Source organism: Streptomyces sp. NBC_00299 (genome assembly GCF_036173045.1).
GTDB lineage: Bacteria > Actinomycetota > Actinomycetes > Streptomycetales > Streptomycetaceae > Streptomyces > Streptomyces machairae.
Genome location: NZ_CP108039.1, coordinates 4,856,014 through 4,878,945 on the forward strand (window position 1 = coordinate 4,856,014; position 22,932 = coordinate 4,878,945).

The window sequence follows — 22,932 nt, forward strand, 5'->3', positions numbered from 1 at the left end:
ACGTTTAATGGGGGCGCCCACGGTCGGCCGGGCCACGTACCCTCTTCTGTTGTGCCGAACGCCAACGAAGAAAAGCCCAGCGCCCTGAGCCAGGCGCAGCACCGCGCGGTGAGCGAACTGCTGCGGGTTGCCCCTGTCGCCGACGACCTTGCCCGCCGTTTCCAGGAGGCCGGGTTCTCACTCGCCCTGGTCGGCGGATCGGTCCGGGACGCGCTGCTCGGCCGGCTCGGCAACGACCTGGACTTCACGACCGATGCCCGTCCCGAGGACGTGCTGAAGATCGTGCGCCCGTGGGGTGACGCCGTGTGGGAGGTCGGTATCGCCTTCGGCACGGTTGGAGCACAGAAGGACGGCTACCAGATCGAGGTGACCACCTACCGATCGGAGGCTTACGACCGGACCTCCCGCAAGCCGGAGGTGTCGTACGGCGACTCGATCGAGGAGGACCTCGTCCGGCGTGACTTCACCGTGAACGCGATGGCCGTCGCGCTTCCGGAGAAGGAGTTCGTCGACCCGCACGGCGGTCTGGAGGACCTCGCGGAGCGGGTACTGCGCACGCCGGGCACTCCCGAGGCGTCCTTCTCGGACGACCCGCTGCGCATGATGCGGGCGGCGCGGTTCGCGGCGCAGCTCGACTTCGAGGTCGCTCCCGAGGTTGTCACGGCCATGCAGGAGATGTCGGGGCGGATCGAGATCGTCTCGGCGGAGCGGGTGCGGGACGAGCTGAACAAGCTGATCCTTTCCGCCCACCCGCGTAAGGGGCTGAGGCTCCTGGTGGACACCGGGCTTTCCGACCATGTGCTGCCCGAGCTGCCGGCCCTGCGGCTGGAGAGCGACGAGCACCACCGCCACAAGGACGTGTACGAGCACACGCTGATCGTCCTGGAACAGGCGATGGCGCTGGAGGAGAACGGTCCCGACCTGACCCTCCGTCTGGCCGCGCTGCTGCACGACATCGGCAAGCCCCGCACGCGTCGCTTCGAGAAGGACGGCCGGGTCTCGTTCCACCACCACGAGGTGGTCGGCGCGAAGATGACGAAGAAGCGCATGACGGCGCTGAAGTACTCCAACGAGCTGGTGAAGGACGTCTCACGTCTGGTCGAACTCCACCTGCGCTTCCACGGCTACGGCACCGGAGAGTGGACGGACTCCGCCGTCCGCCGATATGTCCGTGACGCCGGTCCGCTCCTGGACCGCCTCCACAAGCTGACCCGCTCGGACTGCACCACGCGGAACAAGCGCAGGGCGGCTGCGCTGTCCCGCGCCTACGACGGCCTGGAGGAGCGGATCGCTCAGCTCCAGGAGCAGGAGGAACTGGACGCCATCCGCCCCGACCTCGACGGCAACCAGATCATGGAGATCCTTGGCATCGGACCAGGTCCTGTCATCGGCCGCGCGTACAAGCAGATGCTGGAACTGCGGCTGGAGCACGGGCCGATGGGGCACGACGAGGCCGTGGCTGCACTCAAGGAGTGGTGGGCCGAGCAGGACTGAGGCTATGGAGCCGGGCGATGTTTCACGTGAAACATCGCCCGGCTCCATAGAGAGCAGCAAGTGCTGAGGGGCGGTGTTTCACGTGAAACACCGCCCCTCAGTAGGTGGAGAGGTCAGATCAGACGTCCGACAGGCACAGCAGGAAGTTGTCGCCGTCGCCGGTCTGGGCGTAGAAGCTGGTGGCGCCGCTGACCTTGCGGCACTCGGTCTCGGCCGTCAGAGAGGTGTAGGTGCCGTCGATCTTCTTGAGCACCTTGGCCTCGGCCTCGGAGGAGGTGCAGTCCACGACCTCCATGCGGTCGTTCGAGGACGACGAGGAGCTTGACTTCAGGCAGTCGCCCACCGCGGCGTTCTCGGCGTCGTCCAGGCTGATTATGTAGCCGACGACGAGCATGATGCCGACGATGGCGACGGCAGCAACGTTCTTGATCGTCTTGAAGCTGAACCGGCGACCGGGCTGCTGTGGCGGAACCGGCGCATACGGCGCCGCGCCCTGCGGAGGGAACCCCGGCTGCCCCGGCTGCTGCGGGTAGCCGCCCTGGGGCGGGTACGGGGCCTGGCCCTGAGGCTGGCCGTAGGGCTGCTGACCCTGGGCGTACGGGTTCTGGCCCTGGGCGAACGGGTTGCCTTGGGGCGGCGGAGTTGTCACTTGGGGTCCCCCTGGAACATGGGTGCGTGGCGCGAATAATGCGCGTTATAAGACGCACGTAAGTTACCGGGCACCACTGACAGTCCCGTAGCCGCGGGGGACTCTGTGTCATTGATGTGACACAGAGCGGTGTTCAAAGCGGGCCATAGCCACTGCAACTGCCGCGTAGACAACGGCGACTGCGACCACCAGATGTGCCGAGCGGCCGTCCGGCGGCAGTACCAGGGCGGCCACTCCGGCCGCACCGACGAACGCGACGTTGAACAGCACGTCGTAGACCGAGAAGATCCGGCCACGGAAGCCGTCCTCGACCGAGGACTGCACGATCGTGTCCGTCGCGATCTTCGCTCCCTGCGTCGTCATGCCGAGGACGAAAGCCGCGACCAGCATGGGAGTTGTGGCGAAGGGCAGGCCGAGCGCGGGCACCAGGAGTGCGGCGACCCCCGCGCACGCAGCGATCCAGCGACCGGGACCCAGGCGCCCCGCCGCCCAGGGGGTTGCCAGGGCCGCCGCGAAGAAGCCGGCGCCGGAGATGCCCAACGCCAGCCCCAGCAGGGCGAGTCCGTCATCCGCGTTCGTCGAGAAGGCGTACCGGCACAGCATCAGCAGCATGACCAGCAGGGCGCCGTAGCAGAAGCGCATCAGGGCCATCGTGAGCAGAGCCCAGACAGCCTCCCGGCGCGGCGGAGCGGCGAGATGGCGTACGCCCGCCGCCAGGTCGCGCGCGGTGCCGGCCAGGGCCGTCGCTATACGTGGCTGCACCAACTCGCGAGCGGGGCCGAGTAGTTCCCGTGACATACGCAGGGCCGCCAGTCCCGCACACAAGTACAGGGCGGCGCCCAGGAGCACCACGGCCGCGTCGGAGTCCCAGGCCACCAGCCGTACGACGAAGGCCAGACCGGCACCCGCCGTCGCGGCCAGCGTTCCGGCGGTCGGGGAAAGGGAGTTGGCGATCACCAGGCGCTCTTCGTCGACCACACGTGGCAGTGCGGCGGACAGGCCGGACAGGACGAAGCGGTTGACGGCGGTGACGCACAGGGCCGAGACGTAGAAGAGCCAGTCCGGTACGTCGGTGATGATCAGCACGGCCGTCGCCGAGGCCAGCACGGTGCGCAGCAGGCTGCCGTACAGAAGAACCTGGCGGCGGCGCCAACGGTCCAGGAGGACGCCGGAGAAGGGGCCCACCAGGGAGTAGGGAAGGAGCAGGACGGCCATGGCGGAGGCGATCGCTGTGGCCGACGTCTGTTTCTCCGGGGAGAAGACCACGTACGTGGCGAGCGCGGTCTGGTAGACGCCGTCGGCGCCCTGCGAGAGCAGGCGTACGACGAGCAGGCGCCGGAAGTTCCCGAAGCGCAACAGGACCCGCAGGTCGCGTACCACGGACATGGGGCACAGCCTCACATACGGGGAGGGTCCCCGGGCGGTACAACCCGGGGACCCTCGGCAGCTCTGGCAGGAGCGTTCAACTGCGGCGCCGCGGTGCTTGGCGCACGGCTGGGTCTCGCTAGCGCTCGACCTCGCCCTTGATGAACTTCTCGACGTTCTCGCGGGCCACGTCGTCGAAGTACTGCACCGGCGGCGACTTCATGAAGTAGCTCGACGCCGAGAGGATCGGGCCGCCGATGCCGCGGTCCTTGGCGATCTTCGCGGCGCGCAGGGCGTCGATGATGACGCCGGCCGAGTTCGGGGAGTCCCAGACCTCGAGCTTGTACTCCAGGTTCAGCGGGACGTCACCGAAGGCACGGCCCTCGAGGCGGACGTAGGCCCACTTGCGGTCGTCGAGCCACGCCACGTAGTCCGACGGGCCGATGTGGACGTTCTTCTCGCCGAGCTCACGGTCGGGGATCTGCGAGGTGACGGCCTGCGTCTTGGAGATCTTCTTGGACTCCAGGCGCTCGCGCTCGAGCATGTTCTTGAAGTCCATGTTGCCGCCGACGTTCAGCTGCATCGTGCGGTCCAGGATGACGCCGCGGTCCTCGAAGAGCTTCGCCATGACGCGGTGCGTGATGGTGGCACCGACCTGGGACTTGATGTCGTCGCCGACGATCGGGACGCCCGCCTCGGTGAACTTGTCCGCCCACTCCTTCGTACCGGCGATGAAGACCGGCAGGGCGTTGACGAAGGCGACCTTGGCGTCGATGGCGCACTGGGCGTAGAACTTCGCCGCGTCCTCGGAGCCGACGGGCAGGTAGCAGACGAGGACGTCGACCTGCTTGTCCTTGAGGATCTGGACGATGTCGACCGGGGCCTCGGCGGACTCCTCGATGGTCTCGCGGTAGTACTTGCCGAGACCGTCCAAGGTGTGGCCGCGCTGGACGGTCACGCCGGAGCGGGGCACGTCGCAGATCTTGATGGTGTTGTTCTCGCTGGCGCCGATGGCGTCCACGAGGTCGAGGCCGACCTTCTTCGCGTCGACATCGAAGGCGGCGACGAACTCGACGTCACTGACGTGGTAGTCGCCGAACTGCACGTGCATCAGGCCGGGGACCTTGGACGCCGGGTCGGCGTCCTTGTAGTACTCGACTCCCTGAACCAGCGACGCGGCGCAGTTGCCCACGCCGACGACGGCTACGCGAACCGAACCCATTCCGGTTGCTCCCTGTGTGTACGAGTGAGGCCCTGACTGAGCTCTCACGTGGCGGTGTCGCCGGGCGAATCCGTCCTGGGGGTGACCCCGGGACGGGGCAGATCGCCCGGCTCTCCAGTTGTGGTGTCCTGCTGAGCGGACCCCCCGGAAGCGGAACCCTTCAGGTCCCGCCCGGCCCGCTCGCTCTCGATGAGCTCGTTCAGCCAGCGCACTTCGCGCTCCACGGACTCCATCCCGTGGCGCTGGAGCTCAAGCGTGTAGTCGTCGAGGCGCTCCCGCGTGCGTGACAGGGAGGCGCGCATCTTCTCCAGACGCTCCTCCAGCCGGCTGCGTCGGCCCTCCAGCACGCGCATGCGCACGTCCTGCGGCGTCCGTCCGAAGAAGGCAAATCGGGCAGCGAAGTGCTCGTCCTCGTACGCGTCGGGGCCGGTCTGCGAGAGCAGTTCCTCGAAGTGCTCCTTACCTTCCGCCGTCAACCGGTAGACGATTTTTGCGCGACGCCCCGCGAGTGGTGCGGCAAGGGCGTCCTCGGCGGTGTGCCCCGGTTCCTCGATCAACCAGCCGTTGGCGACCAGCGTCTTGAGGCAGGGGTAGAGCGTGCCGTAGCTGAACGCGCGGAACACGCCCAGTGACGTATTGAGTCGTTTGCGCAGCTCGTAGCCGTGCATGGGGGACTCGCGGAGCAGTCCGAGGACGGCGAACTCGAGGATCCCGGACCGTCGGCTCATCCCCTCGCCTCCTCGTCATATCTCGCGCTGATGTATCGACTCGATACATCTAGACGATAGAACGGCCTTCCGGGCGCGACAAGTGGGGGAACGGTGAACGGGATCACATCAACGATTCATGTGGAGCGAGTTGCCTGATTTGGGGTGAAGTTCGGGACTAGGCAGGCTTTGACGGTGCGTAGTCTGTGCGCCATGCACAGCACCGGGAACCGCGTGACACCTGAGGGCGTCGTTGTCCTTGGTGCAGTACGGGTGAATGCAGAACCGACCACATCCGTACTTCGGGGGGACCGGAAATCAGCCGCCGTTGTCAGGCGCGCAGGGGTGCGCCTGCCCGAGGAGTAGTCGTTCGATGAGCGAGCACCGTCGCAAACCGCCGCAGCCGCAGGAAGGCGGACGTGCCGCGGCCCGACGCGGCCAGTCCGGCTCGTCCTCCGGCCGCCGAGCGGCACCGCGAGGCGCCACCGGATCTCCTTCCGACTCGTACGGGTCGGGTTTCAGCGGTTCGGAAGGCGAAGAACGTCCGTACGGCGGGCGTGCCGAGGCACGACGCGCGGCCCAGAGAGGCGGCGGCAGCCGCCGCAGAGCGGCAGAACCACCGGGCCGGGGCGGCCGCCGCGCCGCTCCCGGCGGTGCCACCGGTCCCGGACGGGGCCGAGGGCGTGCCGCTCCCCCCGGAAAGAAGCGGTTCGTCGACTATCCGCGGGCGGGCAAGTACGGCGTCGCGCGCTGGGTGCCGTCATGGAAGCTCGTGGCGGGCCTCTTCGTCGGCTTCCTCGGAAGCCTGGTGGCCGTGGCCGGCATCGGTTACGCCATGGTGGGCGTCCCCAAGGTCGACGAGACCGCTACGGCGCAGAACAACGTCTACTACTGGAACGACGGCAGCGAGATGGTCTCCACCGGTGGTGAGACCAACCGGCAGATCATCAACCTGTCGCAGATTCCCAAGGCGATGCAGAACGCCGTGATCTCGCAGGAGAACAAGACTTTCAAGAGCGACAGCGGCATCGACCCGAAGGGCATCGCCCGCGCCGTGTTCAACATGGCCACCGGTGGCGAGACGCAGGGTGGTTCCACCATCACCCAGCAGTACGTGAAGAACGCGAGGCTGGGTGACCAGTCTCAGACGCTCTCGCGGAAGTTCAAGGAGATCTTCATCTCGGTCAAGGTGGGCACCACGGTGTCGAAGGACGACATCATGGCCGGCTACCTGAACTCCGCTTACTACGGGCGCAACGCTTACGGGATCCAGGCCGCCGCCCGCGCGTACTTCAACAAGGACGCCATCAAGCTGAACGAGGGCGAGTGCGCCTTCCTGGCGGCCACACTCAAGGGCGCCACGTACTACGACCCCGCGGGTTCCGAGTCCATCGACCCGGCGGCGAATGCCCGGGCCAACCAGAAGCGGGCCCTGGTCCAGATGCAGGACACCCTCGACAAGATGGTCCAGTACGGGCATCTGAGCCCTGAGGTGCGAGCCAAGTACACCAAGCTGCCCGACTGGAAGAACCCGCGCTTCAACTCCGCGCTGAGCGGCCAGATCGGCTACCTCGTCGATCTCGCCAACGGCTACCTGGTCAACAACAGCAAGACGACCAACATCACCGAGGAGAAACTGCGAGCGGGCGGCCTCTCGATCCAAACGACCTTCGACAAGAAGAAGGTCAAGGAGCTCGAGGACTCGGTGAAGAAGGTCCAGAAGGCGAACATCAAGCCCGAGGAGCGCCCGGAGACGGACACCCACGTCCAGTTCGGCGGGGCTTCGGTGGATCCGGCGACCGGTGCCATCAAGGCCATCTACGGCGGTGCGGACGCGACCAAGCACTTCACCAACAACGCCGACGTCACCGGCGCCCAGGTCGGTTCGACGTTCAAGCCGTTCGTTCTCGCGGCTGCGATGAAGTGGGGCGTGCGAAACCCGGAACTCGAAGGGGAACAGGCTCAGGACGAGCGCACCCAGGTGTCGCCGAAGAGCCTGTACAGCGGCAAGAACAAGCTCAAGATCAGGGACTACAAGGGCGACATCTGGCGGAACGAGAAGGGTGAGGAGTGGAACCAGGTCAACGACGGCGATGAGTCGTACGGCACTCCTCCCGCCTACCGGATCGATCTCCGCGAGGCGATGAGGAACTCGGTGAACTCCGCCTTCGTGCAGCTCGGCATGGACATCGGGCTGGACAAGGTGAAGGAGGCGGCCGAGGACGCCGGAATCCTGGAGAGCAGCCTGACCGGTACGGACTACCCTTCCTTCTCCATCGGTACCTCTCAGCCCAGCGCGATCCGCATGGCGGGCGCCTACGCCACCTTCGCTTCCAGCGGAAAGCAGCGTGCTCCCTACTCCGTCAAGACGGTGACGGACAAGGACGGCGAGGTCTTCTCCCACAAGGCCGAGACCAAGGAGGCCTTCACCCCGGAGGTCGCCGACAACGTCACGGACGTCCTCAAGACGGTGGTCGACAAGGGCACGGGTACCAGCGCGCAGCTGAGTGACCGTGAGGTGGCCGGCAAGACGGGTACCACGGACGGTAACCGGTCGGCCTGGTTCGTGGGCTACACCCCGCAGCTGTCGACTTCGATCGCGATGTTCAGGCTGGACGACAACGAGAAGAACCAGAACCGCGAGTTCCTGAAGATGTTCGGAACGGGTGGTCAGGAGAAGATCCACGGTGCTTCGTTCCCGGCCGAGATCTGGCACGACTACATGGAGCAGGCGCTGAAGGGCACGACCCCGACACCGTTCCCGGTGCCGACGCCTATCGGTGAGGTCATCAACGACATCCCCACGCCGACGCCCAGTCCTACGCCCAGCGAGACCGAGGAAACCAGCCCGACTCCGAGCCCGACGCCCAGCGAGTCGCTGACCTCGCCGACGCCTACGCCTACCGAGACCTGCTTCGGCTTCCAGTGCAACGACGTCGGAGGCTCGGACAACGGCGGTACGGACGGCGGGGTGACCTCCACGCCGACGCCTACGGAAACCGAGACGGACGGCAACAACAACGGCAATGGCAACGGCAACGGAGGCATCTTCGGCGGACCGTCAGGCTGACAGGCCCGTCTGACGCCAGAAGGCCGGTGGCCAGCATCCACGCAGCGGGGTGCCGGCCACCGGCCTTCGTCATGATCGGGGCCGCGGGCGGCTGGCCTGGGCGAGGGCCTGTTTCACGTGAAACGTCGGTTTCACGTGAAACACTCAGCCACCTCATCCCGGTCGCCCTCGCACCGTCCTCAGACACGTACGGCAGGATGTGCCCCATGCCCAGTGCAGAGACGACGCCCACAAGCGCGCACGAGCCGGACCTGGTGCGGCCGACCCGAGAGGACGAGGTCGCCGCCAACGGGAGTGAGCTGATCGGTGGCCCCATCGGACGGCGTGCCCTGCTCGGGACGTCCTGGTGGACTCCCGTGCGGATCATCGTGCTCGTGGCGATCGGCATGTTCGCCCTCGGGCTGGTCCAGAAGGCACCCTGCTACAACGGCGCCTGGTTCTTCGGCGCCAGCTCGCAGTACACGCATGCCTGCTACTCGGACATCCCGCACCTGTTCCAGGGGCGCGGTTTCGCCGACGGGCTGGTGCCGTACTTCGACAAGCTCCCCGGCGACATGGAGTACCTCGAATACCCAGTGCTGACCGGTGTGTTCATGGAAGTCGCCTCCTGGCTCACGACGGGCAGCGGCAGCATCCAGGACCAGGAGCAGTGGTACTGGATGGTCAACGCCGGGATGCTGATGGTCTGCGCGGCCGTCATCGCCGTCTGCGTGACCCGCACGCACGCCAGGCGTCCCTGGGACGGGCTGCTGGTCGCCCTGGCGCCTGCCTTCGCCCTGACCGCGACCATCAACTGGGACCTGCTGGCCGTCGCCCTGACGGCCGCGGCAATGCTGATGTGGTCACGTGGCCGCACGCTCGCCTTCGGCGTCCTGCTGGGGCTCGCCACGGCCGCGAAGCTCTACCCCGTCTTCTTGCTCGGCCCGCTGTTCGTCCTGTGCTGGCGCGCGGGCAAGTGGCGGGACTTTGGGAAGGCGCTCGGTGGCACGGCGGTGGCCTGGCTGGTCGTGAACCTTCCGGTGATGCTTCTGGCCTGGGACGGCTGGTCGCAGTTCTACCGGTTCAGCCAGGAACGAGGCGTGGACTTCGGCTCCTTCTGGCTGATCCTGGCGCAGAACTCCAGCGACCCGCTGAGCACCGAGACGGTCAACACGCTCGCCACGCTGCTGATGCTGCTGTGCTGTGCAGGCGTCGCCGCGCTCACCCTGACCGCGCCGCGCCGCCCGCGCTTCGCCCAGCTGGCCTTCCTGATCGTCGCGGCGTTCATCCTCACCAACAAGGTCTACTCGCCGCAGTACGTCCTGTGGCTGGTGCCTCTGGCGGTGCTGGCCCGGCCGAGGTGGCGGGACTTCCTCATCTGGCAGGCGTGCGAGGTGGCGTACTTCCTCGGGATCTGGCTGTACCTCGCATACACGACCAGTGGGGACGCCCACAAGGGACTGCCGCCCGACGGCTACCACTGGGCCATCGGCGTGCACCTGCTGGGAACGCTGTACATGTGCGCCGTGATCGTTCGGGACATTCTCATGCCGGAGCGGGACCCGGTGCGCCGAGCCGGCGACGACGACCCGTCGGGCGGCGTCCTCGATGGGGCGGAGGACGTGTTCGTGCTCGGCCCTGCAGCCCATCCACCGCGGCACGCGGCCCACTTCGAGGGGCCGCAGGTGGAGTGGGGCAACCGGGGGGCGGCCGGCGGTTCGCTCTGAGCGAACACGGCGTAGGAGCCTCCGTGAAGGCCGTACAGGCGAAAGGCCGTACACGGGAGAGTCCGTGTACGGCCTTTCGCGTTACTGCCTTGCCGAGCGTGTGTGCCGAGTGCGGCAGCTCAGCGGTCCACGATCCGGTCGAACTGCGTGGTGGTGTGCCGCAGATGGGCGACCAGCTCGTCTCCGACCTTCGGCTCGGGCGCGTCCGAGGGAACGAACAGGATCGACACCTGCATGTGTGGCGGCTCCGCGAACCAGCGCTGCTTGCCGCCCCACACGAAGGGAGCCAGGTTTCGGTTGACCGTGGCGAGACCCGCCCGGGCGACGCCCTTGGCGCGCGGCATGACGCCGTGCAGCGCCTTGGGGGCCTCTAGGCCCACTCCGTGCGACGTACCGCCTGCCACGACCACCAGGAAGCCGTCCGAGGCTGCCTTCTGCTGCCGGTAGCCGAAGCGGTCGCCCTTGGAGACGCGGGTGACGTCCAGGACCGCGCCGCGGTACTCGGTGGCGTCGTGGTCCCCCAGCCACAGCCGGGTGCCGATGCGGGCACGGAAGCGGGTCTGCGGGAACTGCTGCTGCAGGCGCGCCAGTTCCTCGGCCTTGAGATGGCTGACGAACATCGTGTGCAGGGGCAGCCGGGCCGCGCGCAGCCGGTCCATCCAGCCGATGACCTCCTCGACGGCGTCCGAGCCGTCGGTGCGGTCCAGGGGCAGGTGGATGGCGAAGCCCTCGAGCCGGACGTTCTCTATGGCGGCGTGCAGCTGCGGCAGGTCGTGCTCGCTGACGCCGTGCCGCTTCATCGAGGACATCACCTCGATGACGACACGGGCGCCCACAAGGCCGTACACGCCGTCCACAGACGACACCGAGCGGATGACCCGGTCGGGCAGTGGCACGGGCTCCTCGCCGCGCCGGTACGGCGTCAGCACCAGCAGGTCACCGCCGAACCAGTCCTTGATGCGCGCGGCCTCGTACGTCGTGCCGATTGCGAGGACGTCCGAGCCCAGTCGAGTGGCCTCCTCCGCCAGCCGCTCGTGCCCGAACCCGTAGCCGTTGCCCTTGCAGACCGGGACGAGTCCCGGGAACTGCTCCTGCACGTGCTTGTGGTGCGCCCGCCAGCGCGCGGTGTCGACGTAGAGCGTGAGCGCCATGGCCGGACCTGGAACCTTTCTGGTGGCTGCGGTGTATCAGAGATATGGAAGCTATCGACGGTGCAGCTGTTGACGGTATCGAAGCAGAGAGCGCAAGGTCAGCGACGCGACATGTAGATGTCGAGCGCCTTGTGGAGCAGCTTGTTGAGCGGGAAGTCCCACTCGCCGAGGTACTCGGCGGCCTGGCCGCCCGTGCCCACCTTGAACTGGATCAGGCCGAAGAGGTGGTCGGTCTCGTCCAGGGAGTCGGAGATGCCGCGCAGGTCGTAGACGGTCGCGCCGAGCGCGTAGGCGTCGCGCAGCATCCGCCACTGCATCGCGTTCGAGGGCCGGACCTCACGGCCGATGTTGTCGGAGGCGCCGTAGGAGTACCAGACGTGCCCGCCGACGATCAGCATCGTCGCCGCCGACAGGTTCACTCCGTTGTGACGGGCGAAGTACAGCCGCATGCGGTTGGGGTCCTCGGTGTTGAGGGCCGTCCACATGCGCTGGAAGTACGACAGCGGGCGCGGGCGGAAGTGGTCGCGCACGGCCGTGATCTCGTACAGACGCTGCCATTCCTCGAGGTCCTGGTAGCCGCCCTGGACGACCTCGACGCCGGCCTTCTCGGCCTTCTTGATGTTGCGTCGCCACAGCTGGTTGAAGTTCTTGTGGACCTCTTCCAGGGACCGGTTGGCCAGCGGCACCTGGTAGACGTAGCGGGGCTGCACGTCGCCGAAGCCGGCCCCGCCGTCCTCGCCCTGCTGCCAGCCCATGCGGCGGAGCTTGTCGGCGACCTCGAAGGCGCGCGGCTCGATGAAGTCGGCCTCGATGTCACGCAGCCGCTTCACGTCCGGGTTCTGGATGCCCGCCTTGATTGAGGTGGCCTCCCAGCGCCTGATGATCACCGGCGGGCCCATCTTCACGGAGAAGGCGCCCTGGTTCTTCAGATGCGCGAGCATCGGTTCCAGCCAGTCGGTCAGATTCGGCGTGAACCAGTTGATGACCGGGCCCTCGGGCAGATAGGCGAGGTAGCGCTTGATCTTGGGCAGCTGCCGGTAGAGGACGAGGCCTGCGCCGACGAGTTCGCCGGACTTGTCGAACCACCCGAGGCTCTCCGAACGCCACTCCGCCTTGACGTCTGCCCAGGCCGGGACCTGCATGTGGCTCGCCGACGGCAGGCTCTGGATGTATGCCAGATGCTGCTCGCGACTGATCGTCCTCAGGGTCAGGCTCATTCGGGGCGCTCCTCGGGCTGGTGTGTCCCCATGGGTTCAGGGGCTCCGGCTCTCGCGCCGAAGCCTACTGCGCCTTGCGAGCGCCCCGACTGGGCGTATGGCAGCTTCGCCCCGGCCTTGAGGCCGCCGGGGCGTTCGAGGGTGTTCTATGCGCTGTCGTGTCGGTGTTCGGAGGTCGGTCTCCGAGACCGGCGCGAGGAGTGCGCGGGCGCAGGCGTCAGAAGCCGCCGAAGAGCCCGCCGTGTGCCATGCCGAGGAAGAAGCCGACTCCGGAGGCGCCGAGACCCACGATCAGGCCGAAGCGCTCACGGGTCGTCTCCGAGATCCACTGGCCGTACGCACCCGTGAGGATGCCCACCAGACCGGTCCAGGAGCTGAGCAGGTGCAAGAAGTGGAACTGGGCCGTGATGAACGACGTGATGCCGAGCACCAGGGTCACCACGAGCAGGGTGTCCTGGATGGGATGGGATTTTCCGTCCGTGGCGAAGAGGCCTCCGACGGTATTGGGTCGCATTGCCTGTGCCATAGGGCACCTCCTGCGGAAGGCGGCGCATCGTAGCGCCATACACACCCGATGTGTACAGATTGTGGACCAGGGCGGCCGGATTTCAACCGGAAGCAGGTGTGCGGGTACTGTGTACCGTCTGCACCGGTGTCTGCCCGGGCCAGCTCGGGGCGACCGCGAGGTCACCCCGATTGTCAGTGGCGGCCGATACCGTTGCGTACGCATCACAACCCTCCTGCCACGGAACGACCGTGGCCGCTGAGTCCAAAGGAGGTGGGTTCCACATGCGTCACTACGAGGTGATGGTCATCCTCGACCCCGATCTGGAGGAGCGCGCTGTCGCCCCCCTGATCGAGAACTTCCTCTCCGTCGTCCGTGAGGGCAACGGCAAGGTCGAGAAGGTCGACACCTGGGGCCGTCGTCGTCTCTCGTACGAGATCAAGAAGAAGCCCGAGGGCATCTACTCGGTCATCGACCTGCAGGCCGAGCCTGCGGTCGTCAAGGAGCTCGACCGCCAGATGAACCTGAACGAGTCGGTCCTCCGGACCAAGGTCCTCCGTCCCGAGACCCACTGAGCTCTCCCGCTCAGCTGATCTCGGGATTCGAGTAGCAGCAACCAAGCAGCCAGAGCAGCAAACCCGCCGAGAGGTTCCCCCATGGCAGGCGAGACCGTCATCACGGTCGTCGGCAATCTTGTCGATGACCCCGAGCTGCGCTTCACCCCCTCCGGTGCGGCGGTCGCGAAGTTCCGTGTCGCGTCCACTCCCCGCACCTTCGACCGCCAGACGAACGAGTGGAAGGACGGCGAGAGCCTGTTCCTGACCTGCTCGGTCTGGCGTCAGGCGGCGGAGAACGTCGCGGAGTCGCTCCAGCGAGGCATGCGCGTCATCGTGCAGGGCCGGCTGAAGCAGCGGTCCTACGAGGACCGCGAGGGCGTCAAGCGCACGGTCTACGAACTGGACGTCGAGGAAGTCGGCGCCAGCCTGCGAAGCGCCACGGCCAAGGTCACCAAGACCTCCGGTGGCGCTCGCGGTGGCCAGGGTGGTTACGGCGGCGGTGGCGGCCAGGGTGGCGGCAGCTGGGGTGGAAACTCCGGCGGCGGTCAGCAGGGCGGCGGTGCTCCCGCCGACGACCCGTGGGCGACCGGCGCTCCTGCCGGTGGCGCCCAGGGCGGCGGCGGTGGCGGCGGCTGGGGTGGAAACTCCGGCGGCGGTCAGCAGGGCGGCGGCTACTCGGACGAACCCCCCTTCTAGGCCTCTGGGCCGAGGGTGGGTCGTACCCACACTTCTTGATCACACAGGAGAAACATCATGGCGAAGCCGCCTGTGCGCAAGCCGAAGAAGAAGGTCTGCGCATTCTGCAAGGACAAGGTCACGTACGTGGACTACAAGGACACGAACATGCTGCGGAAGTTCATTTCCGACCGCGGCAAGATCCGTGCCCGCCGCGTGACCGGCAACTGCACGCAGCACCAGCGTGATGTCGCCACGGCCGTGAAGAACAGCCGTGAGATGGCGCTGCTGCCCTACACCTCCACCGCGCGATAAGGGAAGGGTGACCGAAACATGAAGATCATCCTCACCCACGAGGTATCCGGCCTCGGTGCCGCGGGCGACGTCGTCGACGTCAAGGACGGTTACGCTCGCAACTACCTGATCCCGCGGAAGTTCGCTATCCGCTGGACCAAGGGCGGCGAGAAGGACGTCGAGCAGATCCGTCGTGCTCGCAAGATCCACGAGATCCAGACCATCGAGCAGGCCAACCAGATCAAGGGCCAGCTCGAGGCCGTCAAGGTCCGTCTGGCTGTTCGCTCCGGCGACGCCGGTCGTCTCTTCGGTTCCGTCACCCCGGCCGACATCGCTTCCGCGATCAAGGCTTCCGGTGGCCCCGAGGTCGACAAGCGCCGCATCGAGCTCGGTTCGCCGATCAAGACCCTGGGCGCCCACGAGACGTCCGTGCGTCTGCACCCCGAGGTTGCCGCCAAGGTCAACATCGAGGTTGTCGCGGCCTGATTGCTGCGCTCGGCTGAACAGCTGAGATGAGGGGCCGTACCCAACGGGTACGGCCCCTCATCTGTGTAGCGGGTCAGATCGAGCCGGTTTCACGTGAAACAGCGTGTTTCACGTGAAACATTCAGCGCGTCGCGCCCGTGACGAGCCAGCGGCCGGAGCGGGTGCGTGCCCAGAGCGTCAGCATGCGCACCGTCATCATCAGTGTCATTGCTGCCCAGACTGCGGTGAGGCCGCCACCGATCGCGAGGATGAGCAGCGCCACTGGAGTGAACACCGCCAGAGTGAGCACCATCGCCCAGGCGAGGTAGGGGCCGTCGCCTGCTCCCATCAGGACTCCGTCCAGGACGAAGACGACGCCGCAGATCGGCTGGGAGAGCGCCACCACGAGCAGGGCTGGCAGGGCCGTGTTCTGCACCGCCGTGTCGCTGGTGAACAACGGCAGGAAGAGGGGCCGGGCGATCACCACGAGCAGTCCGAGGGCGACGCCTGCTGCGATGCCCCACTCCACCATGCGGCGGCAGGCGGCTCGGGCGCCCTCGGCATCGCCGGCGCCGAGATACCGCCCGATGATCGCCTGCCCGGCTATGGCGATGGCGTCCAGCGCGAAGGCGAGAAGGCTCCAGAGCGACAGGATGATCTGGTGCGCAGCAATGTCGGCGTCCCCGAGGCGGGCCGCGACGGCCGTCGCGATCATGAGGATGGCCCGCAGTGAGAGGGTGCGGACCAGCAGTGGTACTCCGGCTTGCGCGGAGGCTCTTATGCCGGTCGCGTCGGGGCGTAGGGAGGCACCGTGCTCGCGTGCTCCGCGGACGACGACTATGAGGTAGACCGCGGCCATGCCCCACTGGGCGATGACGGTGCCCCAGGCGGAGCCTGCGATGCCGAGGTCGGCGCCGTAGACGAGGCCGACGTTCAGGGCGGCGTTGGCGACGAAGCCGGCGACAGCGACGTGGAGAGGAGTCTTCGTGTCCTGGAGTCCGCGCAGGACGCCAGTGGCGGCAAGTACGACGAGCATGGCCGGGATGCCGAGCGCCGATATTCGTAGGTAGGTGGTCGCGTACGGGGCCGCTGTGTCCGAGGCGCCGAAGAGCTCCACGAGAAACGGTGCGGTGGGCAGGACGGCCACGATGACGGCGGCGCCGAGGAGGAGGGCCAGCCAGATACCGTCCATGCCCTGACGGATGGCGGCTTGGAGGTCGCCGGCGCCGACACGTCGGGCGACGGTCGCTGTGGTGGCGTAGGCGAGGAAGACGAAGACGCTGACGGCTGTCATGAGGAGGGCGGAAGCGACCCCGAGCCCGGCGAGCTGAGCAGTGCCGAGATGGCCGACGATCGCGCTGTCGGCGATGACGAAGAGGGGCTCGGCGACGAGTGCGCCGAAGGCCGGGACGGCCAGTGCGACGATCTCTCGGTCGTGCTGTCGCCGGGCGGCCTTGGGAGTCGCGGGAGCCTGTGTCATGGCCACCAATGTAATCGTCCACAGGTAAGAGATGCAATGGAGTACTGACCCTTACTCCCCGTCTCGTGGTGTGTGCTCTCGCGCACCGTTCGAAGCGATCTTGGTCCGACTGGGGAAGTTTTTCTTCTGCACAGCCGGTGGATGGCAAAGTCGCAGGTCAGAGCCGGTGATCGAGAATTGGTGGGGGCTTGTTCACAGGGCTGTCCACCGTGTCGTGCACAGGTTTTGTGGAGTTCTCCACAGCATCCGGGCCGTCGTCCACATGGCCTGTGGATAACCAGATTGGCTGACGGTGCCCGCAGGCCTACCGTGGTGCGGCGCCCACTCCGTCCGTCGGCCCGGGAAACCGCCGTACAACCGACGTGCCAGGACCGGAGTTGGGCCTCTCATTTGTCAGTGTCGTGCCGTAGAACAGAGGGGCACGGCGAGGTCCGCTCGGCGGACGGGAGGAGGCTGCTCGGTGAGCATTTCCGAGCCCTTGGACGACCCGTGGGCCGACAGCGGTCCCAGTGATCGTCTGCCTGCCTCCCGCCGACAGGGCGACGGCGGCCGAGGACGCGACGAGCAGCATGATCGCGGCCGGGACAACGGGCAGTGGGACGGCGGCGGTTCGGCCTTCGAGCGGGTGCCGCCACAGGACCTCGACGCCGAGCAGTCAGTCCTCGGCGGCATGCTCCTGTCCAAGGACGCCATCGCCGATGTCGTCGAGGTGATCAAGGGCCACGACTTCTACAAGCCCGCCCACGAGACGATCTTCCAGGCGATCCTCGACGTCTATGCCAAGGGTGAGCCGGCCGACCCCATCACCATCGCCGCCGAACTCACCAAGCGCGGCGAAATCAACAAGGTTGGTGGCGCCTCCTATCTCCACACCCTCGTCCAGACGGTGCCGACGGCGGCCAACGCCGAGTACTACGCGGAGATCGTCCACGAGCGAGCCGTCCTCCGCCGCCTGGTCGAGGCCGGCACCCGCATCACGCAGATGGGATACGCGGCCGACGACGACGTCGACGAGATCGTCAATCGTGCGCAGGCCGAGATCTACGCGGTCACCGAGCAACGGACCAGCGAGGACTATCTGCCACTCGGCGACATCATGGAAGGCGCGCTCGACGAGATCGAGGCGATCGGCTCCCGTACCGGTGAGATGACGGGTGTGCCCACCGGGTTCACGGACCTCGACTCGCTCACCAACGGCCTGCACCCGGGCCAGATGGTCGTCATCGCGGCGCGTCCCGCCATGGGTAAGTCCACCCTCGCGCTGGACTTCGCCCGGGCGGCGTCGATCAAGCACAACCTGCCCAGCGTCATCTTCTCTCTGGAAATGGGGCGCAACGAGATCGCGATGCGTCTGTTGTCTGCCGAGGCGCGCGTGGCGCTGCACCACATGCGTTCCGGCACCATGACGGACGATGACTGGACCCGCCTGGCGCGGCGGATGCCCGAAGTCTCGGCGGCGCCGCTCTACATCGACGACTCCCCGAACCTGTCGATGATGGAGATCCGTGCGAAGTGCCGTCGGCTGAAGCAGCGCAACGACATCAAGCTCGTGATCATCGACTATCTGCAGTTGATGCAGGCCGGTGGTTCGAAGCGTTCCGAGAGCCGTCAGCAGGAGGTCTCGGACATGTCCCGTAACCTCAAGCTCCTGGCCAAGGAGCTCGAGGTCCCGGTGATCGCGCTCTCACAGCTCAACCGTGGCCCCGAGCAGCGCACGGACAAGAAGCCGATGGTGTCCGACCTGCGTGAGTCCGGCTCCATCGAGCAGGACGCCGATATGGTGATCCTGCTGCACCGCGAGGACGCCTACGAGAAGGAGTCGCCCCGCGCGGGCGAGGCGGACATCATCGTGGGCAAGCACCGTAACGGCCCGACGGCGACGATCACGGTCGCCTTCCAGGGCCACTACTCACGATTCGTGGACATGGCACAGACCTGACCCGGGCCTGCCCGCGAGGATGGCGGGCTTCGGGGATATGCGCTCGACTCCCGTGCGGTCGACGGGGTGGACTGGGGCCATGACGACACCTCACGGAGATCTGCTCCCCGCCACGCGTCGAGCGCTGCTGCACCGCATCGCAGTGGCCCAGGCCGAAGGACGGACGCCCTCGCTGGTCGCCGCGGTCGTACGGGACGGTCGGGTGGTGTGGAATGGCTCGCGTACGTCGGTGGACGGGCACGGGCCGGACGTGAACGTGCAGTACCGGATCGGCTCGATCACCAAGACCTTCACCGCCGTTCTCGTCCTGCGACTGCGCGACGAGGGCCTGCTGGCCCTCGGGGACCGGCTGGAGAAGCATCTGCCGGGCACGGCAGCGGGGGAGTCAACCATCGCAGAACTGCTCGCGCACACCAGCGGGCTGGCGGCCGAGACGCCGGGATCCTGGTGGGAGCGGACCCCTGGATCGCTGCGACCCGAGCTCTCCGACGTCCTGGGCGAGCGGCCCTTCCTGCATCCGTCCGGCCGCCGCTTCCACTATTCGAACCCCGGCTACACGCTGCTGGGCGCTCTGGTCGAGAAACTGCGCGGCGCTCCGTGGGAGGACGTACTCCGGCGTGAAGTGCTCGAACCCCTGGGCCTGGAGCGGACGAGTACACGACCGCAGGCACCGCACGCGGGCGGCTGGGCGGTCCATCCCTGGGCCGACGTGATGCTTCCCGAGCCCCTCGAAGAGCTCGGTCGGATGGCTCCGGCGGGGCAACTCTGGTCGACGACAGGCGACTTGGCGAAATTCGCCGCGTTCCTGATCAAGGGTGACGACCGTGTGCTGAGTGCCGAGTCGCTGCGGGAGATGAGGACGCCGGCGGCTCCGCCGGAGGCGGCGGATGTGGCGAGTGGGTACGCATACTGCCTGGGTCTGGAGATCCGACACCAGGACGGCAGGAGCTTCATCGGCCACTCAGGATCCCTGCCGGGCTTCCTTGCCTGCCTCACTGCCAGCGTGGAGGACGACCTCGCAGCCATCGTGCTGACCAACTGCACCTCGGGCCCGCTGCTGTTCACGGTCGCCGCCGACCTCGTCCGGATCGTCGCCGAAGCCGAGCCCCGCATCCCCAAGCCGTGGCGTCCGATGGCCGAGGCCAACGCAGTGCCCCTGGAGTTGGCGGGACAGTGGTACTGGGGGACGCACGCCTTCGCGCTGCGGCTCACGGCCGACGGGCTGCTCTCCTTGGAGCCGCTGTCGGGCAAGGGCCGCCGCTCGCGGTTCCGAGCCAACGGTGACGGCACATGGACGGGGCTGGAGGGCTACTACGCAGGCGAGCTCCTGAGGGCCGTACGACGCACCGACGGGACCGTGGACCATCTGGACCTCGGGTCGTTCGTGTTCACGCGTCAGCCGTACGACGAGGGGGCTGCCGTGCCCGGCGGTGTGGATTCGGACGGATGGCGGGGGATCGGCACGGTCTGACGGTTCGGGTGAGCGCCTGTTTCACGTGAAACAGGCGCTCTGTCGTCGTCACAGCTGGATCTTGAAGCCCAAGTGCGAGGCCGTGAAGCCGAGCCGCTCATAGAAGCGGTGGGCGTCGGTACGGGACTTGTCGGTGGTCAGCTGTACCAATTGGCAGTTCTGGCGCCGGGATTCGGCGACCGCCCACTCGATGAGCTGCGTACCCAGGCCGCTGCCGCGCTCGTCGGCGTGGACGCGCACACCTTCGATGATGGAGCGGGTCGCGCCCATGCGTGACAGCCCGGGAATGATCGTGAGCTGTAGCGTGCCGATGACGCGGCCTTCTCGGACGGCCACGACCAGGTGCTGGTTCCGATCGGCGCTGAGCCGATCCAGTGCCTCCAGGTAAGGGGCCAGGTCGTCCGGTGACTCACGCTGTGCACCCAGCGGATCGTCCGCGAGCATGCCGACGATCGCGGGGACGTCATCGGCGACGGCGGCTCGTATCTCAAGATCTCCCATGCCCGCACCCTATGCGGGCCGGGCCCTCAGGCGGGGATGCGGAGCGTCTCGACGGTCCGGACCAGCGGGGCCAGCTCGGGGTTCGTCGCGGCCTCGTCGAGGGCCTGGCGCAGCGCTTTGTCGTTGGTGGGCCGTGCCTCGTTCAGGAGTGTCAGGCCTGCGTCGGTGACGTCGGTGTAGATGCCGCGGCGGTCGGTGGGGCAGAGGTAGCGGGAGAGCAGGCCGCGGTCCTCGAGCCGGGTGACGAGCCGGGTGGTGGCGCTCTGGCTGAGGACGACGGCGTCGGCGACCTGCTTCATCTGCAGATGGCCGCCTTCGCCGCTGTGCTGGCGGCTGAGCACGTCGAGCAGGGAGTACTCACGCACGCTCAGGTCGTGCCCGTTCTGCAGGGCACGCTCGATGTGCGCCTCGATCCTGCCGTGCAGCAGGGAGAGCGCGCACCAGCCCTGGGCGAGCGCGGTGAGCGCGGGATCCGTCGCTGTCATGGCGTTTCCTCCGTCCCGGAGTGGCTGAAGCCAGAGTAGAGCAGGATCGCAATAGCCTGCGCTTGCAAGTATGACGCGTCTGCAAGTATTGTCGTCAAGCGTAAAGCGCTCCTGCAATCTTCTGGAAGGTGTACCCCTTCATGCCTCTCGCGCTTCTGGCCCTCGCGATCGGGGCCTTCGGAATCGGCACGACCGAGTTTGTGATCATGGGCTTGCTGCCCGAGGTCGCGGGTGACTTCGGGGTCACCATCCCCACCGCCGGGCTGCTGGTGACCGGCTACGCGCTCGGCGTGGTCCTCGGCGCTCCCCTGATGACCGTGCTCGGCACCAAGGTCTCCCGCAAGCGGATGCTGATGCTGCTGATGGGACTGTTCATCGCCGGCAACGTGGTGTCCGCTCTCGCCCCCAGCTTCTCCGTCATGCTGATCGGCCGTGTGGTCGCCTCGCTTGCCCACGGTGCCTTCTTCGGCATCGGCTCGGTCGTCGCGGCCGACCTGGTCGCCCCGAACAAGAAGGCCGGGGCCATCGCGATGATGTTCACCGGCCTGACCGTCGCGAACGTCGTCGGCGTCCCGCTGGGCACGTTCGTCGGGCAGTCCGCCGGCTGGCGCGTCACTTTCGGCATAGTCGCCGCCCTCGGGGTGGTCGGCCTGGCTGGGATCGCCAAGCTCGTCCCCGACATGCCCAAGCCTCAGGGCGTACACCTGCGCCATGAGCTGGCGGCGTTCAAGAACGCCCAGGTCCTGCTCGCCATGGCGATGACGGTCCTCGGTTTCGGCGGTGTCTTCGCAGCCATCACCTACATCGCGCCGATGATGACCCATGTCGCCGGCTTCGCAGACGGCTCCGTCACCTGGCTGCTGGTCCTCTTCGGACTCGGCATGGTCGGCGGCAACCTGATCGGCGGCAAGTACGCCGACCGCGCGCTGATGCCCATGCTGTACGTCTCCCTGGGCGCCCTCGCCGTCGTGCTCGCGCTCTTCACGCTCACGGCGCAGAACAAGGTCTTCGCGGCCATCACCATCGCGCTGATCGGCGCCTTGGGCTTCGCCACGGTCCCGCCGCTGCAGAAGCGCGTCCTGGACCAGGCGCAGGGCGCCCCGACTCTGGCCTCGGCCGTGAACATCGGCGCCTTCAACCTCGGCAACGCCCTCGCCGCCTGGCTCGGTGGCATGGTCATCGCGGCCGGCTACGGCTACACGTCCCCCAACTGGGTGGGCGCCGCCCTCGCCGCGGTCGCCCTGCTGCTCGCGTTCCTCTCGGCCGCCCTGGAGCGCCGCGACGCAACAGCCGTAGGCACCGTCGTCACAAGCGCCGCGCCCGCCGAGCAGCGAGCCGTCGTACACCACTGAGCCGACACCACTGAGCCGACCCGTCAGCGGGGTCAGGGCCGCCCCCGCACACACGGCTCCGTGACCGCCCACACCAAGACCTCAGTTCCACACCTTTGCACCACACATCAAGGAGAACGCCCCCATGAACACCAACACCGCCGTTGCGCCCCTGACCACCCAGGACGCCGACCTCCTCGTCGCCACCGCCCACCGGGCCGCCGAAGCCGCCGGAGTGACCGTCAGCGTCACCGTCCTCGACGCCGGAGGCCACCTGCTCGCGTTCCGGCGGGACGACCGAGCCGTGCTGATCGCCGGGGAGACCAGCACCCGCAAGGCCTACACGGCACTCCAGCTCAACGCCCCCACCGCCGATCTCGTCGAGGCCGTACAGCCGGGTGGCCTGTTCCACACCCTGCCGACCGCGCTGGACCGGCCGCTGCTGTTCATCGCGGGCGGCGTCCCGATCCATCGGGACGGCCGGCTGATCGGTGCCATTGGCGTGGGCGGCGGTGCGCCCGAGCAGGACCACCAGTTCGCGACGGCCGCGATCGAGGGACTTGTCTGACGGCACACCGCAGCAACGGGGGACGCTGTCAAAGCACCCCAGCAACAAGAACACGCCGGTTCCCGACGGGGACCGGCGTG

21 protein-coding genes are annotated in these 22,932 nt (G+C 67.4%); 11 read left to right on the top strand and 10 right to left on the bottom strand.

Annotated elements, in window-relative coordinates; translation table 11 throughout:
* Positions 1-51: 51 nt before the first annotated feature.
* A complete protein-coding gene (locus OHT51_RS21410) occupies positions 52-1,494 on the top strand; it encodes a CCA tRNA nucleotidyltransferase (protein WP_328880537.1) in 1,443 nt (480 codons plus the stop codon).
* A gap of 118 nt (positions 1,495-1,612) precedes the next feature.
* Here the strand turns inward: OHT51_RS21410 and OHT51_RS21415 are convergent, their stop codons facing one another.
* The 4 genes from OHT51_RS21415 to OHT51_RS21430 form a co-directional block, all read right to left on the bottom strand.
* On the bottom strand, positions 1,613-2,143 hold the full coding sequence (locus OHT51_RS21415; protein WP_328880538.1) for an LppU/SCO3897 family protein: 531 nt from the start codon (positions 2,141-2,143) through the stop codon (positions 1,613-1,615).
* A 108-nt stretch (positions 2,144-2,251) separates the two neighbouring features.
* The gene (locus OHT51_RS21420) at positions 2,252-3,529 is read right to left on the bottom strand and encodes an MFS transporter (protein WP_328880539.1); all 1,278 of its coding nucleotides are present in this window, start codon (positions 3,527-3,529) and stop codon (positions 2,252-2,254) included.
* Positions 3,530-3,647: 118 nt separating this feature from the next.
* Entirely contained in the window at positions 3,648-4,730 is a 1,083-nt protein-coding gene (locus OHT51_RS21425) for an inositol-3-phosphate synthase (RefSeq protein ID WP_328880540.1), read from the bottom strand.
* Between the two features lie 44 nt (positions 4,731-4,774).
* Complete coding sequence (locus OHT51_RS21430; RefSeq protein WP_328880541.1) at positions 4,775-5,458, bottom strand: PadR family transcriptional regulator; 684 nt, start codon at positions 5,456-5,458, stop codon at positions 4,775-4,777.
* A gap of 352 nt (positions 5,459-5,810) precedes the next feature.
* Between OHT51_RS21430 and OHT51_RS21435 the strand changes: the two genes are divergently transcribed.
* Positions 5,811-8,507 (top strand): transglycosylase domain-containing protein, encoded by a 2,697-nt coding sequence (locus OHT51_RS21435; protein ID WP_328880542.1) that lies wholly within the window; start codon positions 5,811-5,813, stop codon positions 8,505-8,507.
* A 206-nt stretch (positions 8,508-8,713) separates the two neighbouring features.
* Positions 8,714-10,213 (top strand): glycosyltransferase family 87 protein, encoded by a 1,500-nt coding sequence (locus tag OHT51_RS21440; protein ID WP_328880543.1) that lies wholly within the window; start codon positions 8,714-8,716, stop codon positions 10,211-10,213.
* Positions 10,214-10,332: 119 nt separating this feature from the next.
* Here OHT51_RS21440 and OHT51_RS21445 read toward each other — a convergent pair whose 3' ends face one another.
* From OHT51_RS21445 to OHT51_RS21455, 3 genes are all read right to left on the bottom strand, one after another.
* A complete protein-coding gene (locus OHT51_RS21445) occupies positions 10,333-11,364 on the bottom strand; it encodes an alanine racemase (RefSeq protein WP_328880544.1) in 1,032 nt (343 codons plus the stop codon).
* 98 nt (positions 11,365-11,462) lie between these two features.
* Positions 11,463-12,581, bottom strand: coding sequence for a peptidoglycan bridge formation glycyltransferase FemX (femX, locus tag OHT51_RS21450; protein WP_328880545.1), 1,119 nt, complete (start codon positions 12,579-12,581; stop codon positions 11,463-11,465).
* A gap of 217 nt (positions 12,582-12,798) precedes the next feature.
* Entirely contained in the window at positions 12,799-13,107 is a 309-nt protein-coding gene (locus OHT51_RS21455; RefSeq protein WP_328880546.1) for a hypothetical protein, read from the bottom strand.
* Positions 13,108-13,370: 263 nt separating this feature from the next.
* On the opposite strand from OHT51_RS21455, the gene rpsF reads away from it, so the two are divergent.
* From rpsF to rplI, 4 genes are all read left to right on the top strand, one after another.
* Complete coding sequence (rpsF, locus tag OHT51_RS21460; protein WP_005482942.1) at positions 13,371-13,661, top strand: 30S ribosomal protein S6; 291 nt, start codon at positions 13,371-13,373, stop codon at positions 13,659-13,661.
* Positions 13,662-13,742: 81 nt separating this feature from the next.
* Positions 13,743-14,339, top strand: a complete 597-nt coding sequence (locus tag OHT51_RS21465) for a single-stranded DNA-binding protein (protein ID WP_328880547.1) — start codon at positions 13,743-13,745, stop codon at positions 14,337-14,339.
* 57 nt (positions 14,340-14,396) lie between these two features.
* Entirely contained in the window at positions 14,397-14,633 is a 237-nt protein-coding gene (rpsR, locus tag OHT51_RS21470) for a 30S ribosomal protein S18 (protein ID WP_003949403.1), read from the top strand.
* An 18-nt stretch (positions 14,634-14,651) separates the two neighbouring features.
* Complete coding sequence (gene rplI / locus OHT51_RS21475; protein WP_059194386.1) at positions 14,652-15,098, top strand: 50S ribosomal protein L9; 447 nt, start codon at positions 14,652-14,654, stop codon at positions 15,096-15,098.
* Between the two features lie 121 nt (positions 15,099-15,219).
* Here the strand turns inward: rplI and OHT51_RS21480 are convergent, their stop codons facing one another.
* Positions 15,220-16,557, bottom strand: a complete 1,338-nt coding sequence (locus OHT51_RS21480; RefSeq protein ID WP_328880548.1) for an MATE family efflux transporter — start codon at positions 16,555-16,557, stop codon at positions 15,220-15,222.
* Positions 16,558-17,017: 460 nt separating this feature from the next.
* On the opposite strand from OHT51_RS21480, the gene dnaB reads away from it, so the two are divergent.
* Positions 17,018-18,496 (top strand): replicative DNA helicase, encoded by a 1,479-nt coding sequence (dnaB, locus tag OHT51_RS21485; RefSeq protein WP_328880549.1) that lies wholly within the window; start codon positions 17,018-17,020, stop codon positions 18,494-18,496.
* 79 nt (positions 18,497-18,575) lie between these two features.
* Positions 18,576-19,967 carry a serine hydrolase domain-containing protein gene (locus OHT51_RS21490; RefSeq protein ID WP_328880550.1) on the top strand — a complete coding sequence of 464 codons (1,392 nt, stop codon included), beginning with the start codon at positions 18,576-18,578 and terminating at the stop codon, positions 19,965-19,967.
* Positions 19,968-20,015: 48 nt separating this feature from the next.
* Here the strand turns inward: OHT51_RS21490 and OHT51_RS21495 are convergent, their stop codons facing one another.
* Together OHT51_RS21495 and OHT51_RS21500 are read right to left on the bottom strand one after the other, a co-directional pair.
* Positions 20,016-20,468, bottom strand: a complete 453-nt coding sequence (locus tag OHT51_RS21495; RefSeq protein ID WP_328880551.1) for a GNAT family N-acetyltransferase — start codon at positions 20,466-20,468, stop codon at positions 20,016-20,018.
* 26 nt (positions 20,469-20,494) lie between these two features.
* Positions 20,495-20,953 carry a MarR family winged helix-turn-helix transcriptional regulator gene (locus OHT51_RS21500; RefSeq protein WP_328880552.1) on the bottom strand — a complete coding sequence of 153 codons (459 nt, stop codon included), beginning with the start codon at positions 20,951-20,953 and terminating at the stop codon, positions 20,495-20,497.
* Between the two features lie 140 nt (positions 20,954-21,093).
* Here OHT51_RS21500 and OHT51_RS21505 point away from each other — a divergent pair, with 140 nt between their 5' ends.
* Together OHT51_RS21505 and OHT51_RS21510 are read left to right on the top strand one after the other, a co-directional pair.
* Positions 21,094-22,305, top strand: coding sequence for an MFS transporter (locus OHT51_RS21505; protein ID WP_328880553.1), 1,212 nt, complete (start codon positions 21,094-21,096; stop codon positions 22,303-22,305).
* 124 nt (positions 22,306-22,429) lie between these two features.
* Positions 22,430-22,852 carry a GlcG/HbpS family heme-binding protein gene (locus tag OHT51_RS21510; protein WP_328880554.1) on the top strand — a complete coding sequence of 141 codons (423 nt, stop codon included), beginning with the start codon at positions 22,430-22,432 and terminating at the stop codon, positions 22,850-22,852.
* The last annotated feature ends 80 nt before the right edge of the window (positions 22,853-22,932 follow it).